This is a genomic window from Chitinophaga sp. S165 (genome assembly GCF_003182155.1).
GTDB lineage: Bacteria > Bacteroidota > Bacteroidia > Chitinophagales > Chitinophagaceae > Chitinophaga.
The window spans coordinates 1-15,831 of sequence record NZ_QGTG01000002.1 but is presented as its reverse complement, the minus strand read 5'-3'; the positions used below and the strand labels follow the sequence as shown (position 1 = coordinate 15,831).

The 15,831-nt window shown below is 37.6% G+C and carries 12 protein-coding genes; 9 read left to right on the top strand and 3 right to left on the bottom strand.

Annotated features, from left to right (window positions below; all coding sequences use genetic code 11):
* Positions 1 to 26 precede the first annotated feature (26 nt).
* Both C7475_RS08085 and C7475_RS08080 read left to right on the top strand, forming a co-directional pair.
* Positions 27 to 263: a hypothetical protein gene (locus tag C7475_RS08085; protein ID WP_110052872.1), complete on the top strand. Its 237-nt coding sequence runs from the start codon at positions 27 to 29 to the stop codon at positions 261 to 263.
* 96 nt (positions 264 to 359) lie between these two features.
* Positions 360 to 1,493: a TlpA disulfide reductase family protein gene (locus tag C7475_RS08080; protein WP_110052871.1), complete on the top strand. Its 1,134-nt coding sequence runs from the start codon at positions 360 to 362 to the stop codon at positions 1,491 to 1,493.
* A 138-nt stretch (positions 1,494 to 1,631) separates the two neighbouring features.
* On the opposite strand, the gene C7475_RS08075 is transcribed toward C7475_RS08080, so the two are convergent.
* The gene (locus C7475_RS08075; protein ID WP_110052870.1) at positions 1,632 to 3,521 is read right to left on the bottom strand and encodes a chloride channel protein; all 1,890 of its coding nucleotides are present in this window, start codon (positions 3,519 to 3,521) and stop codon (positions 1,632 to 1,634) included.
* 111 nt (positions 3,522 to 3,632) lie between these two features.
* Between C7475_RS08075 and C7475_RS08070 the strand changes: the two genes are divergently transcribed.
* The 3 genes from C7475_RS08070 (at position 3,633) to C7475_RS08060 (ending at position 6,703) form a co-directional block, all read left to right on the top strand.
* Complete coding sequence (locus C7475_RS08070; RefSeq protein WP_110052869.1) at positions 3,633 to 4,304, top strand: Crp/Fnr family transcriptional regulator; 672 nt, start codon at positions 3,633 to 3,635, stop codon at positions 4,302 to 4,304.
* 492 nt (positions 4,305 to 4,796) lie between these two features.
* Complete coding sequence (locus tag C7475_RS08065) at positions 4,797 to 5,702, top strand: winged helix-turn-helix domain-containing protein (protein ID WP_233259792.1); 906 nt, start codon at positions 4,797 to 4,799, stop codon at positions 5,700 to 5,702.
* 461 nt (positions 5,703 to 6,163) lie between these two features.
* Entirely contained in the window at positions 6,164 to 6,703 is a 540-nt protein-coding gene (locus C7475_RS08060) for a hypothetical protein (protein WP_110052867.1), read from the top strand.
* Positions 6,704 to 7,510: 807 nt separating this feature from the next.
* Here the strand turns inward: C7475_RS08060 and C7475_RS08050 are convergent.
* Positions 7,511 to 8,119: a type II toxin-antitoxin system antitoxin SocA domain-containing protein gene (locus C7475_RS08050; RefSeq protein ID WP_110052865.1), complete on the bottom strand. Its 609-nt coding sequence runs from the start codon at positions 8,117 to 8,119 to the stop codon at positions 7,511 to 7,513.
* A 429-nt stretch (positions 8,120 to 8,548) separates the two neighbouring features.
* Between C7475_RS08050 and C7475_RS08045 the strand changes: the two genes are divergently transcribed.
* From C7475_RS08045 to C7475_RS08030, 4 genes are all read left to right on the top strand, one after another.
* Positions 8,549 to 11,497: a PUA domain-containing protein gene (locus C7475_RS08045; protein ID WP_110052864.1), complete on the top strand. Its 2,949-nt coding sequence runs from the start codon at positions 8,549 to 8,551 to the stop codon at positions 11,495 to 11,497.
* Positions 11,498 to 11,575: 78 nt separating this feature from the next.
* Positions 11,576 to 13,312 (top strand): hypothetical protein, encoded by a 1,737-nt coding sequence (locus tag C7475_RS08040; RefSeq protein ID WP_110052863.1) that lies wholly within the window; start codon positions 11,576 to 11,578, stop codon positions 13,310 to 13,312.
* A gap of 1 nt (position 13,313) precedes the next feature.
* A complete protein-coding gene (locus C7475_RS08035; RefSeq protein WP_110052862.1) occupies positions 13,314 to 14,300 on the top strand; it encodes a hypothetical protein in 987 nt (328 codons plus the stop codon).
* The gene (locus C7475_RS08030) at positions 14,301 to 15,488 is read left to right on the top strand and encodes an N-6 DNA methylase (RefSeq protein ID WP_110052861.1); all 1,188 of its coding nucleotides are present in this window, start codon (positions 14,301 to 14,303) and stop codon (positions 15,486 to 15,488) included. It abuts the gene before it with no gap.
* 47 nt (positions 15,489 to 15,535) lie between these two features.
* Here C7475_RS08030 and C7475_RS08025 read toward each other — a convergent pair whose 3' ends face one another.
* Positions 15,536 to 15,763, bottom strand: a complete 228-nt coding sequence (locus C7475_RS08025) for a helix-turn-helix transcriptional regulator (RefSeq protein WP_110052860.1) — start codon at positions 15,761 to 15,763, stop codon at positions 15,536 to 15,538.
* Between the last annotated feature and the right edge of the window lie 68 nt (positions 15,764 to 15,831).

Genomic DNA, 15,831 nt, shown 5'->3' with positions numbered 1-15,831 from the left:
TCTTTTTTAACTCTTAAAAAGAAATTATGAAGAAATTAAAATTAGCGGTGCTGGACTTAGGCGCGAAAGAAGTTCTTACCAGAGCTCAATTGAAAAATGTTTTTGGCGGCTCTTACGGTGGTGGCTCCGAAGGTGCAGCATCGTGCAGTGTTACATGTCCCAATGGTGAAAAGAAAACTGTGGATTGCGGCTACAATGTAATATGCCAGACAAAAGATCATTCGATTAAGTGCGGAGATGAAGAATATAAGAATCAATGTTAGTACTCATTACCTATATTTGATTATCTACCACCGGTATGCCATTTTAAATGGCTACCGGTGGTACACCGTTTTTGTATTCTCTAAGCTCCAACAGCTATGAATTTAAGAAACTTAATACTTGCGCTTCTTGTTGTTTTCAGTATTAAAGGCATCGCCCAGGATAAAAAAGAGTATAGGATTCTAGGAAAAATAAAAGGCATTGGCAATGCGAAAGTACTCTTGGGAAATAAACCTAAAAATGGTTATGGACCCGGATTTGAAATACGGTATTTTGATTCCTGCTATAGTAAGGATGATCAATTCTTTTTCAATGGCCACGCTGACGAACTGACATTTTACTCAATTGAAGTTCCTGGAATAGCTAATGGCTGGGTTAGTTTTATTGCTGAAAACACCACAATAGAAATAAAAGGAGTTAAGGATTCATTATATAGATCAAAAATAACAGGCTCTACACAAAATGAAGTATATGAGGCATACAGGAAAGATGTTTCTTACCCATTATCTGTAAGGAGACGAGCGCTTTACAGGGTTATTGATAGCCTAAAGAAGCGTAGCGATGCGACACAGGTTAAAACATTTGAGAAGACTTACCTTGCACAATATAATAGAGAGAATGAAACTAACATAGGCAGGTTTATTGAACAAGCTCCGGCTAATTATGGAGCTTTATATGAATTATCCGGGATAGCAGATTTTATAAAAGCTGACACCGCTAAAAAGTATTATTTGAAATTGTCGGATGAGTTGGCGAATACTGCACTGGGAAAAAAACTGAGGTATATGCTATTCGACTATCCTGAATTAGTTAGCCTGAAAAAGCCGGTACCTTTTTTTTCCATGCCCGATACCTCAGGCCGAATTAGGAACATTACCGAATTCCGGGGGAAATATGTATTGGTTGATTTTTGGGCAAGTTGGTGTATACCTTGCCTGAAAGAGTTGCCGGAATTGAAAAGACTTGATAGTACTTACAAGTCGGAAGGGTTTCAGATACTGGGTATTTCAATGGACACGAATCGAAAGCTGTGGACTGAAGCGATTGCCAAACATAAAATTGACTGGTCAAATCTTTCCGATCTAAAAGGTAATGATAATAAGGCTGCGATTCTCTTGAATGTATCCGCTATCCCTGTAAAATTCCTATTGGATCCTGAGGGTAATATCCTGTTGAAAGACGCTTCACTATCCGAAATAGAAAAAGTTTTATCCACGGCAATATCACATTAGCCAATGATGAATATTGATCTTACCCCAATAGATTGATTGCTTTAAAGTAGAAAGGTGTCTCAAATTTTTTGAAACACCTTCCCGTTATTTTGAAAGTCTTTATGCGATTATTTTTCTTCTAAGTTTGATTGAGCTTTATTATTCTCCCTTAGAAAATTTTTTAGGCTGTTCCTTCCTCAACATCTTTGTTTTAGCCAGGAACCGATAACTGCTTCGTCTTAATGAAATCTCTCTTTGGTGTTCATCGTCGCCATCGCGCCTTTTGCGATAAGTGGAAAGTATCAGATGTTTTGTGATAACACCAGTTACTTTTTCCCTGTCTTGCCTGGAAACTACAGGTAGCAGATCCAGTTTATGCTCTTCCATTAAGGTAATGGCAGTAAGTAAAGTGCTGGAAGGATAAACAAAAACCTGTTCATATTTCAACTCAGACATAGTTGTATTCCCTTTTATCAGGCCTTCATACAACTCTTTTATATTCATCACGCCGCATGGCTTGTCCTCGCTATTAAAAATGATGGCACCATATCCATTTTGTATTTTTGATCCTGATGATTCCAATACTTCTTTAATACTTTCGTTTTCCCACACAGCCGGTATATTTTTATCCATCACCTCTTCCACTGTAAGTTCACGTAAGATGTCCGGTTCATAAGCATCAGGCGTAGGTACACCTCGTCTGTTGATCTTTTCCGTCATTATAGAACTTTTCATCATAAAGAAAGAGACGCAGTAGGATGCTGTACATGCGCCTAATAACGGTAACAACCCATGTGGTTGTAAGGTGGTTTCAAAGGCAAAAACTATCGAAGTTAACAGCGCTCTTGCTGAACCGGCAAACATGGCCGCCATGCCTATAAGTGCACAGGTAGGCAGACTGATGCCGATCTGGGGGAACAAGGTTGTTATAATAACACCAAGTCCCAGCCCGGTAGCTCCTCCGATCGTTAATAACGGTGCAAGTGTTCCTCCTGAAGTGCCGCTTCCTAAAGAAATGGACCAGGAAATAAACTTAAGAAAACACAATCCCAGTATAAGTTGAACGCTGATGTTCCCACTCAGCAGCTGAGAAATATTGCTATATCCAACACCCATAGTATATGGAGCGAAATAACCTGTTATACCTACTGCCAGGGACCCTATTGCCGGCCACCACATCCAGTGAATAGGCAGTTTTTCAAACATGTCTTCAATGAAATAGACGCTTTTGGTAACAACAGCTGCGATCATGCCTATAACTGCACCCATAGCAACATAGCAGATCATTGCTTCAGTTCCTGCGGCTGGAATATCAGGCATTGAAAATACAGGGGCATTGCTGAAAAGAGCATAGTGCATAGCGGCGCCGGTTGCACAGGCTAATGCCACAGGTATAATTGAACGGGGAGAAAATTCAAATAACAGCAACTCAATAGCAAGTAATACCGCCGCTACAGGGGTACCAAAAATGGCAGCCATACCAGCCGTAGCGCCCGCAGTCAACATGATCTTACGCTCATTGGGCGAAATATGCATGATCTGTCCGGCAAGCGAACCAAATGCACCACCGGTAGAAATGATAGGTCCTTCAGCACCAAATGGACCGCCGGTACCTATAGATATTGCGGCGGATAGTGGTTTTAATAACGTAATGATCGGCTTTATACGGCTTTTATTTGTAAGCACCTGCTCCATCGCTTCCGGTATTCCATGCCCGCGTATAGCAGACGAACCGATACGTGCCATAATGCCCACCAGCAGGCCGCCTATCACCGGTATAATAACTACCCACCAGCCGAGATGATTGCCAGCCGGGCTGCTTTCTTCAATTGAGAATTCTCCGTAAAATGAAAGATTAGTAATAAGGCTGATCAATGCAACCAGTGCCTTAGCGACAAAACCTATTACAATAGCGTTAAATATTACCTGAATGCTTAAGTATAGGACTCTTTTGGACATCAGAGGCCGGTTCTCTTCCTGTTCCCTGTTGATATTTAGGTCTAGGGACGGCGCTATTGAAATAGATTCGTCAATATCTTTATTGCGCATAAAATTGTTGTTTATTGTGCAAAAGTATTGCTAAAACAACATTTTATTAAATTTATTTATTAAAATTAGCTTATAAAACATTGCCTAAACAATGTTTTTGTAACTTTGACTATGCAGCATCACACTAATTGCTTCCTGAAGAAGTATTCGTTACCTGAATGGGAAGCCGCTATTGATAATAACTCTAAGTTGTTGAGTTTCAAGAAAGGACAAGCCATATTCCGGGAAGATGAGCCTGTAACAGGATTTTATTTTTTACACGAAGGGAAGGTTAAAATACATAAGAAATGGGGTGACGATAAGGAACTTATCATCAAATTAGCGAAGGAAGGCGACGTGCTTGGGCATAGGGGGATCGCTGCAGAGCAGTATTATCCGGTCTCTGCAACTGCTATAGAAGATGCATCCGTTTGCTTTATTACCACAGCATTTCTCAAAACAACGCTCAGGATCAATCCTGAACTTACGTATCAGCTCATGCTATATTATGCCAGGGACCTGCAGGAGGCCGAAAAGGGTATGCGGAATATGGTTCATATGGATGTAAAAAGCCGTATTGCAGATACGCTGCTGAAAATTGCCGAAGTGTTTGGCTGTGATGAAGACGGGACCATTAAAGGCACCCTGACCAGGCAAGATGTTGCATCTTATGCCGGCACAACCTATGAAACAATATTTAAAGTAATGAACGAGTTCTCGGCTGATCGTATTCTTGAGCTTTCAGGGAAAACGATCATTATTAAGAACAGGGAGAAATTATCATCACTTATCAAACAAGGGTAGCGGCAGGCGAATATTCTTTCTAACCCCATCTGTAGTTATTACCGGAAGATCATTCCGGATCAGGTCCGTCTTTCCGCCACTAACATTTTGAAAGTGGAAAATCGGTGTCGTCGCTCATAAACGATTTTATTTTGGAGGGCCGGAAGGAAATACGTGCGTACTTCTTCATTTTTCTTTTTTACGTTACTATCATTCCTTATTATACATCAACTCTAGGATCACAGAGATCTCATCGGCCAAAGGTCCCAGGATGCAGGAGGAGAGTTGTTAAGAGAAAATCTCTTTTATTTTTCATATGATATCAACGTTGGTCCCAGTGAAATTCTTTAATACCTTTTAATCTGAGAAATCCGGGTTTCAAATTAAAAGTGTAAACTTTGTAAATATCCTAAGACTATGCATAGTGGCCGAAACCTCTTCTCTGGAAATCGCAAGTACCTATACGGGCTGATTTTATTCTTGTTGATTTTTGCAGTCTGCCTGACTTTCAATATGGTAGGCAGTGACGATTTTTATATCAGCAGAAAGGAAGTTTTGCTCCGCAAGATCGGACATGAGCTACTCTTACAGGCGGGAGACAGTACATCAAGGGTGCTCCCGGTGAAAAAGATCGCGGAAAATGAATATCAGATCAGTTTTGAGAAAGCGCTCACTTTTCAACCTGACTCTCTGGTGAAGATTACCCGGCATTTGCTGGCTAAAGACCCGCTCACAGGTGATTACGTTGTTAACGTTCTGAACTGCGGTAACGGCAGTGTGGCCTATGGATACGCGATATCGGGAAATGAAAAAGATAACATTGTGACATGTTCAAAAAGAGTGCAGCCTAGAGGATGTTACATGGTTAACATTAAATTTAAACCCCTGGGGACGAATAAAGCGATGATAGGATATCTGCTGGGTGGCCTATCATTTTTGGCATTTGCCGGCTTTGTTTTTTGGGAATTTGTTAAGTCACGCAGGTTTTCAACTAACATCCCTGGTATGCCCCCGGTTGGTCAGAGCGGTAATGAACTTGTACCGATAGATGTTGAGGAACCTGCTCCGGTTGGTCAAAATACCCAGAAATTCACTTTTGGCCCGGTCTTGTTTGATGCGGAAAAACGGCAGCTGATAATAGATAAAAAACCTATGGACCTGACCAGGACTGAAACCCGTTTACTGCTCATCTTCGCACAATCCCCTAACGAGACGATAGAGAGAAGCCGGCTGCAAAAAGAGATATGGGAGGATGAAGGGGTTATTGTAGGGCGTAGTCTGGATATGTTCATATCAAAACTTAGAAAGAAATTGGAATTCGATCCGAATATCAATATTGTCGTTATACGCGGCAAAGGATATAAGTTCGAAACTAGTTATGAGGAAGGGGTGCATAGCGCATCCGGTGTCAGTAAGTAAAGATTTCCCCCCGAATACAAAAGGAATATGGAATACAGCGTGCAGATGAAGATGGTAGGCCGCTGCTTATTAATCATTAACTTACCCCATTATTTTTAATAGGTGAAGGTAGATTATGGGAAGCGATGTTCATCGTTTCTATAAGACCGCAAACAATGTTTGTATATCAGTTACTCCTCGCTTTGCAGTGTCGAACCGAATGGTTTTGACAATCTGGAAATTCCTTGATAATAGCCTCCGCTAGTAGAGTTAATCCTTCTGAAGTGTTCGGATAGGGCTCCTATCGGCTTCATATAAGGTTACTGTAAGGTCACCAAAAGGATATCAAAAGGGCATTTATATATCAAATCGATATTGAAGTGACCTTTAAATGATGTTTTAATGACAATTTAATATACTTATACGTACCTTAGAGAAACGATATAGAAAACTTGTATTACTAACCTCAAAACGACCTTTTTATGGCCATTGTTAAAGACAATATCCTCATGCAACTTGTACGGGGCTCTCTCGGCAAGCAAATCACGATCTACGAACGGAATGGGCAGATCATTATGGCGAAGAAACGCGGCCCTTCAAAGAAAAAGCCTACACAAAAGCAGCTGGAGGCAAGGCATAAGATGACTATTGCTTCGATGCGTGCGCAGCTGATGCTGGAAGATCCGCAGATAAAGGCTTATTATCAGTCGCTGGCAGGGCCGGGTCAAAATGCTTATAATATAGCAGTGAAGGATGCTTACCGCAGTCCTGAAGTCCAGAATATCAGGTTAGAAAAGGAGAAAGTGGTAGTGACTGCCCAAAATGAGTTCCGGGTGGCAGAAGTGGAGGTAAAGGTAATAGACGCCGACGGGGTTATTACCGAGAGAGGGCGTGCATTTTTGGACCGGAATGGAGTAGATTGGCATTTTAAAACTTCGGCGTTGCCTTCGGGCGGTAAAGTCATTGTGATAGCGAAAAGTTTACCAGGGATTCAAACGGTGAAGGAATTGCTGCTTACATAAAGACCTCCTCACTGTACGAATGGCCTCTTTCTGATTGGGGATCATTCCCCAGTGCGCATTAATTTGACAGTCGGCTTGGATTATTTTGATATGTGATATTCCGCACTAAAAGTGGATAGGCGTAGCCGTGATTTAATCACACGAATCCCCTGGGTTTCAACTTGATCCGGTAAATGAAGTCTTCCCCGACATAGCCTAATAGGCGGCGAATCTGCCCCAACATAAAAACGGAGATAATACTTTTGTACTATCTCCGTCCGTGTTGGTACAACGGGGTGGACAGGTGTCGAACTATTTTGTGTCGGATTTTATGAACCTGATATTTATTATTAAACTTTGGAAATGAATATCAGTAGGTAATTCTTTCCAAAATCCTTTTATACTTATTTTTTATATTAGGTGCAGTGACAAAACATTTAACCAAGTTGAGAAATTCAATTTCCGTCAATCTACCTATTTGCTCATAGTCGATTCCTTCAAAGGCGTATTGGTCTTCAAAGGATATTTGGTTAAATTCATCAATCCAATTTGCATATGAATAAGTGGGTTTCGGAAAAGCCCATCCATTTGTAGTTATTATTTTCTCTGCTTCAAAATAATAGCAATTAAAATTTGCATCGGCAATATTTATACACCCATGCTGTTTTGACGCGTACGCAGGCACATAATCCTGACTTGACGGCAATGTGGCTAGCAATAGATTATTATCCTTCTGACCTTAGCTTATAAAATACTTGTTTTTTGCAGGAGTCTTATTATCCTTGAAGTAGAAGGGCGTGAAATACAAAATTGTACCAGGTGGGAACATCACAATTTGAGTGATTTGACAGTTTTATAATATTCCTGAAAATCGTTGTAAAGTTTTTCCTTAATGGGGTCTCCAGCCACAAGCTCACCAAGATCTAACCGATAGTTTGATGTATTGGCTCTTTTTGACTCAAAAAGTTCGATCAGCCCATATTGATGTGCGACTTTATACCATGGAGAAGTTGTTCTGTGAGTAAAGTCAACCAATTCCTGAGCACCGGAATATTTAAAAGTACTAATGAGGTAATCCATTAATTCAATTTCATTCTTCGAAAACTCATCATCACAAAACGGTTTGCGACCTGAAACTTTCGTTCCATTGCTATCATTTGTAAGTTCTATGTAGTCTGCCAGCATGTTGGGTGCTTCATTCACCTCCTGATAAATGTCGCTGCAAACCGGACCTGCTTGCCATACCTCGTAATCAAGGTTTAGAAAGGGGATTCCATGTTTTTTTACAGAAAACTCATCCAGAAAATAGAGGAGCTTTAATAGTTTAGTTTTATACAATGGCTTAATCTTATCCGAAAGATAAATAACGGTATCACCGATCTTATCAATTTGGTCCGGAGTGTATTGATGTATGCTATTGTTTTGATTATGAGTCATATTAATAATGCGAGTCAATCAATTTAATGTAAAATACTAATTTTTTTAGTATTTTAAAAATAGCCTTTATACTAAGGTAGATCAGATGTCACAAAGGTCGAATATTTCTTAAAGAGAAAGATACTAGATATGGAAACAAAAAAAGGAACATCATCCGATGTTCCCTTTTTCCTCGTTGGTACAACGGGCCGGACAAGTGTCGAACTATTGGGGTATCGATTTTTGTAACCTATTCGCTACAAAAGGTATATTGAACAAATAAATATTTGTAAATTACTTAATTGAGGTATAGTTAATATATTTATTGATAATCAATAAATGTGTATGTGATTGTTTTTGATTAGTTTAAAAAATGATCTTAAATCTTGATAGACAATTAGGTAAGAGATCTTTAAAAATGTCCGTTTACTCCAAATATTTAATTTATTAATGAATACTATTGAAATAATCGACTTAGGGAAGAACAAACAATCATGTTGCAGGGTCATGAACTGCCAGGTAAATGCCAATGAATTTCAATGGCAAAAGGAGAGTGGGCTTTATTTTTTACAGAAGAGCGAAAAGCTCACGGTGAAAATTAGAGAGTTCTTAAAAATTGCAAAACAATATACTATTGATGTTTTGGTATTTCCAGAATTATCTGTACCTGAAAGTCTTATAGGGCTTTTGCAAGAGTGGTCTAATCAACATGGTACAATTGTTATTTGTGGCTCTCACTACTACAAGACTGCAAATGGATATATTTCTAGATGTCCGATAATAATAAGTGGGGTTGTGTATTTTAGTGAAAAACTAAATCCAGCACCAATTGAAAAGTCTCCGATTGAAGGTGATGGGATTGTTAAGGGCACGAGAGTATTGAAATTTGTTAATTCGTCCATTGGCAACTTTTCAGTGTTGATTTGTTCTGACTATCTTGATGATGACTTGAAGAAGCGACTGAATTTGAATTCACTAGATTGTTTATTTGTGCCGTCTTTTCAAAAAGAATCGGACTTATATTACTCAAGGATGGATATTGAGTGTAGCAATTCTCAAACAGGGCTATATATTGTTTATTCTAACTTTTACGATGGCAAGAATGGAGATGGCAGATCTGCTTTTTTTGGATTAATGGATAGATTATTTACGGATAAGTTAAAAGAAAGAGGCTTTACAGATTTACAACCTAAGACAAAATTATTTGAATTTAGAAAAGAGACAGAGTATGTAATTCATGAATTCAGTTTAGAGGAAAAACGGCCGTTCATAAACAGAAGTATCGAAACTAACCCCAATGTGATGTTAGTATCTGCTAGTTCTTCAACTGTAAGTAAAGATTTACTATTTATTCAGAAAATAGCAAATGATGATGAGAGATACCAGAGAATAGAGGAGCTATATGTTCCTCCTAAAGAATATGAGGATATATATCATACACTGGAAAAGAGCAATTTGGTTATCATTATTGGTGACCCTGGAATAGGTAAAACCTACACAGCTGTTAGAATCATGAAGGATTACTTTAATAAAGGATTCGAGCCTATTTGGTTTTCCGGCTTGGAAAAAGAAGATCGAGACATGCAAAGTAAAGCCTTGAGGGATTTTACCCCGACGGAAAAACAGGTAGTGTATTTTGAAGACCCTTTTGGCCGAACCGTATTTGAGAAACGGGAATCCCTACTGCAAGTTTTTAGCCCACTTGTTGATAAATTAGCGGAATATAAGAGCAAAATAATAATAACATCTCGAAAGGAAGTTTTTGAGGATTTTAGCAAAGAGAGCCTATTAGAAAAAGACGTCATTCTCTTAAAGAGAGAATTGAATGTAAGGAATCCATCTTATGATGATGACGGCCTAATATCTATTTTCAATAAGCTTGCAGCTCTTGTGTGTCCGTGGTATGATGATTCGGAATTTCGGGATATTGTACACCTAGCCATAACAGAGAAAAAAATTACAACACCCTTATCAATAAGAGACTTGGTTTTTGTTTCTAGATCGATCACTACCATTGAGGAACTTAATGAACTAATTGAAAAACGGGAAAATGAAATTGTAAAAGTTTTTGCCCTTGAAATATTAGCGACTGGATTAACCACTAAGATCATATTGTACCTGACATTTTTCTGTGGTTTAAAAGGGAAGTTATTAGTTTCAGAGTTATTTGAGAGAGTGTCAAAACACCTGGTGTCATTGAATTTTGCAGTCCATAGTTTCTCATTAAATCTTGAAATTAGATCTCAGATCGGTTATCGAATAGAACAGTTGGGTCAAATAAAGACAGCTTATAGATTTTCACACCCAGTTTATGAGGAAGCATTAGCTATTTTATTTTCTTCTGATAAACACTGTGAGTTAATATCAAAAGCTATAATTAAAGAATTTTCAGTAATTGACCCTAAAAGCGCTTACATCACATTAAATAAGCTGGTTGCTAAATATCCCGAGATGTCGCTTTCTCTTTTTCGACACTTACTAGAAGAAGATCGTCAAATTAAAGATGACTATTTAAAGGTGTTATTAAGCAAAAAATTAATAGCTGTTTATTATGAAACTAATATTGCGGATTTCTTTTTCCTGGCAACTGAGTACTACCCATTAGGTGATTTAATTAATAATATTAATTCTATTGATCATCAGGAGAAAGATTTAATAAATAAGTTAGAATTGGTACTTAGATACATGAATAACTCTCCACAGGGATTTGATTCTTCAGCAATCAACAAAATAGATTTTTATCGAATTCTCTCTAATACGAGATATGTTTTCCAGCCCAATAAATTGCTACAAATACTATCACTCTCCCATCGTATTGATCCCACTAGCATTAAAGTTTTCACAACTGCGCACGATTTATCTATAATAAAAAGAATCTTCCTCGGGATTGAAAAGCCTGGCAGAGTCTATTATTATAAATTATTTGAGAACAATGCAGCGATTCAAGTTGAATTATATAATCTTCAAAAATATGTAGAAAAATCAGGTTCAGAAGAAATAGGCCAGATCCTTTACAAAAAGATCTTGTTTTCTGAATTTAAATATTACGGTAAGATAATAATAGATCCTGGCGCAGCTAATGCAATTAAGCGTTTAAAAAGGAATTTGCTACCAGTTGGTATTATTGATGTTATAGGTGATTTTCCTGCAGGGGTTGTTGTTGGCATTTTTGATACGAGAAATACGATAATTGGGGTCGGAATCACTGAATACCCATCCTCAATACTTCATGTACTGAAAGGCTATTCATCCAATGCTTTTTTTGAACTAATAGGATATTTTCATTCAAGTTGTGCAATAAAGGATAAACTTTTACATCGGTTTTGGCACTATAATAGGCATGAGGTTAAGAAGTGGCGTTGGTCCAGGCATTATCAAGGTAGTGAAAAGGACAGTTAGCTTAATTACGTATGTAGGTTAATTGGTATTCGTGTCCCTAAATTAACAAACCAGGGATTTTCTATAAAAAACTAAGTTATGCAGGATATTCTTGATGGTAATAATGAAAAGGAATTTGAAGAGCGGTCTGATAATATAAAAGATGATGATTTAGAAATTTGGAACATTGAAAATGGTCATTTTCAGAGTATTCAGAGGAAACTTATGGGTGCCGGTGCTAAACTTTTAGCGGGACCGAGAGGTACAGGTAAAACGCACCAAATGCGGTTGACCTACAGTACGTGTGTAAATGACTTTGAACAAAGTAGTAAACCGGTGGCAATTTTTGCAACCTTTGGTCGATATTATTATTTAGAACCAATGTTAGGAAAGGCCTCAAATGCTTTTTCTATTTTTCATGCTTGGGTACTTGCGAAAATTTTGAAAGGGTGTTATGAGTATCTCGCAGCAATTAACAAATCGGATTTGTTAACGGAGATACAAAATGAATATGTCACTGCTGAAGAATTGGATGATTTTATTGCCGGTGCGGAACTTGCAAGATATTCCGAATTGAATACACATACAGTACTTAGAAAAACATCAATAAGTTATGTAACGCGAATATTGGAATTCGTTGCTATGCGATTGGATAAGACACGTGTCGTATTGCTTTTAGATGATGCGGCCCTCACTTTTACGCCAGATTATTTGGTGGAATTTTTCGATATATATCGGAGTTTAAAATCAAAGATAATCTCACCTAAAGCATCCGTTTATCCTGGTACGACAGAATACGGTCCAAGATTCCATGTCGGGCAGGACGCTGAACTTGTTAATTGTTGGTTGAGCATAAATGATAGTGCTTATGGCGAATTTATGGATAGTCTGATTGATAAAAGGTTCAATCAATATAAAGTAACAATTCCTAATACAATCCTGGAAATATACAAATATGCATCTTTCGGCATTCCACGCGCATTTATTTCCTTATTAAGACGATATAAGGATAGTACTGAATCCTCATCACAGGCAAAGTTCAATAAATCTATTGAAGCACATATACAATATATTGATTCCGAATACCATTCGTTGGAGCAAAAAATTCCACAGTTTAAATTAATAATTGAAACTGGATATCTGTTTTTTAGAAAAATTATTACAGATTTAGTAGCTGATAATAAAGAGCAGGCGAATCATAAATCCATTGTTATCGGTATAGACGATAGGAGTTTGAGTGTAAACAGGATGTCGGAAAGAATGCTTCGCTTTCTTACTGAAGCAGGATTACTATATTCTATAGGTATAGTGAAACATGGCAATGTAGAGGATGGGGACTCTCGTAACTACAGGAGATATATTCCTCATATTATTTTCCTTATTAAAGAACGAGCATTCAGTACCTCTCGAGGGTTTAATCCGCAGGAAATTTTAGACAAATTAAACCAGCGTGAAAAGAAGCATCCATTGAGGCGGACGCTTCAAACACTACTGTCTAACAATGAGTTGACCAATTTGCGTCTTGATCTTCCTCCATGTCAGTCTTGCCGATCTATTAGATTAACTGAAGAGCAAAAATTTTGTCATGTTTGTGGAACACAGCTCGTGAAGCCATCCGCCTTTGAAGCTTGTATGGTTCTTCCGATTAACGTATTATCAATTTCGCCTAAGATACAACAACGGCTAAAAAAGGAGCTTTCAATTCATTATTTAAAGGATATAATCGCATTACAACATCCGAAGTCTGAATTGCAATCAGTTAAATATATAGGGACAAAACGCTCCGAGCAAATTATTGATTCGGTAAGAACAACTGTTGACGAATTTTTATCATAAAATGGCTAAACCTAAAAATATAACTGCATATAGTTTTCAGGTAAATGAGTTCTCAATAACAAGCCCATTTAAAACTGAGAATTTTTTTGATATTACGCATTCGGAGATTTCCAATTCTCCCATCGATAAATTTTTAACAAAGGTTACTGAGCTAAATAGGCTTATCCTGGATCCGAGGGATGTCTTGTCGCTGATAAGTTCATTGGAGCAGCAGGCACTTATTTCTGTCGAAATAAAAGAAAAAATTAAGGGGACGATTAATAATGTCAGCACTGTGAACCCAGTTATGATAAACTTAGTGCTCCTAGGATTTATTTCGGCAATTGAGAGTTATTTAAGAGAAATCATAAGTAAGCTTATTCATTTTGATGAGAAGAGTATGCAAGCATGTGAACATAAAGAAATTCTCTACGGAGCTGCAATACATGCTGATGTCGAGGTCTTACCTGAAACACTTTTAGAATCCACATCTTTTACAAAGAAGGATACTATTAAGGATGTAATAAAAGATTATTTAGGATTAAAAGGGATCAAGTTTCCTGATAATGTCAATCGCGTTTTGACTGATTTTGAAAAAATATGTCATCTTAGACATTGTATTGTTCATAGATTCGGAAAGCTTGGTGCCAGTAATGCGTTGCATCTGGGATTGGGCAACCATAAAAAATACATTGACAAACCCATAAGATTAGATTATAATGCGTTACAGTTAATAGGTGTTGCATGTACAAATACTGTAAAAGAACTGAATCATTTTTTGTGGTCCGTTATAATGATGAGACAATTGGCAGATCCAATTCAAAGTGGGGATTCTTGGAAAAAATTAGACACTGAAATACCCTGGAAATGGAATTTTAACTCAGATAGAAAACGGTTTAAGAAATATTTTGATATTTTTGCCTCACAAAATGCACAATCTAAAGGTTTGGTAATTACTATGAAAAGTGCATATGATGAATACAAAATGAAATATAAAAGTCTATCATAAATGGACCATTTAGGCAGATATTATACTCAATCACTTTTTTCGGACCTATTAATAAGTCAAATAACTTACAATAACCCAGATACGGTATTGGAACTCGGAGTTGGAAGAGGTTCGTTATTGAGAGCTGCTAAATCTAAATGGGTAGATGCAAATTTTGTTGCTGCGGATATTGATTTGAGGAGCGTTGAAAAAATAAAACATGAATTTCCAGAAGTCAAAATAGTACAGGTTAATTCTTTGAGTTCTAGTATTTCAGAGCGTTTAAAATTATACGTGGGAAATATTGATGTTGCAATATGTAATCCTCCATATCTTAATATCACTCGGACAGCATATCACGACAAAATATTTTCCAAAGCAAAATTGTCTAAGTGTAGAGAACTTAGGATTTTGACATCTGACGCGGTATTTCTTGCACAAAATCTTTCCTTCTTAAAGGAAGGGGGGCAAATGGGGATAATAGTTCCTGATACCTTAATTACCGGGCAGGAATTTAAAATTTTGAGGGAATCTCTTGTAGAGAACCATACGATAAAAAGCATTATTGAACTGCCAACCAATATCTTTCCTAAGACAGAGGCAAAAACTCACATATTATTCTTAGAAAAGGGAAATGGCGACCTTTTTCAAAATGTGGAGCTTTATAAGGCAGATAGATTCGGAAAATGTATCGATTTAACTTTGGTCAGTGGTGAAAAGTTAATTGACCGAATGGATTTTAATTTTCATTCTTTTCACCTGAATAGACGCACTGTCGATACCAATTCGACCACTTTAGAAAGTATAGGATGCGAAATCAAACGTGGTCGTCTTGAGAATAAATACCTAAAGGCTCAAGCATATCCTTATATCCATACCACTAGTCTTGAGCATGGAAACCCCGGGTTGGTTATAAAAGGAAAAATACCTCAGAAGATATTAAAATCATCTTTATATGCTGAGCCTGGCGATATTCTTTTGGCTAGGGTCGGTAAGGGGTGTATTGGAAAGGTATCAATGGTGAGGGGCGGAAATGCATTACTCTCTGATTGCATATACAGAATAAGAGTAGCTCCCAAATACAGAGAAATGGTTTTTAATTGTTTAGCATCAACTGAAGGTCAGCAGTCGCTAAAAGCAATATCGAGAGGAGTTTGCGCTAAAGTATTATCTCTTAGTGATCTTATGAAATTCAAAGTTAATTTTTAACATTAATTTGAATTATATACGCGCATCTATCTGTCTGCTTCTGAAATTTAATAATCAGCTTTATTTTTTTCCTTATAAATATCTGTACTAACTAATAGCTCGCAAACACCCACTTTCAGGAATTTCGCAATACTATACAATGTCTCAACAGACGGCTGCGCACTATTAGTCGCCCATTTAGAGATCATCTGTTCTGACTTCCCAAGGTAAGCCGCCAATTCTTTATTGGTCTTTTTCTTCTCCGCTAAGTAATGATTCGGTCTTGAGCGTTCCAGAAATGCGCTGAAATAATCAGAATTTTGGGCAAAACCTCACCATGCAGATTATTACCGCCAAGCCAAAA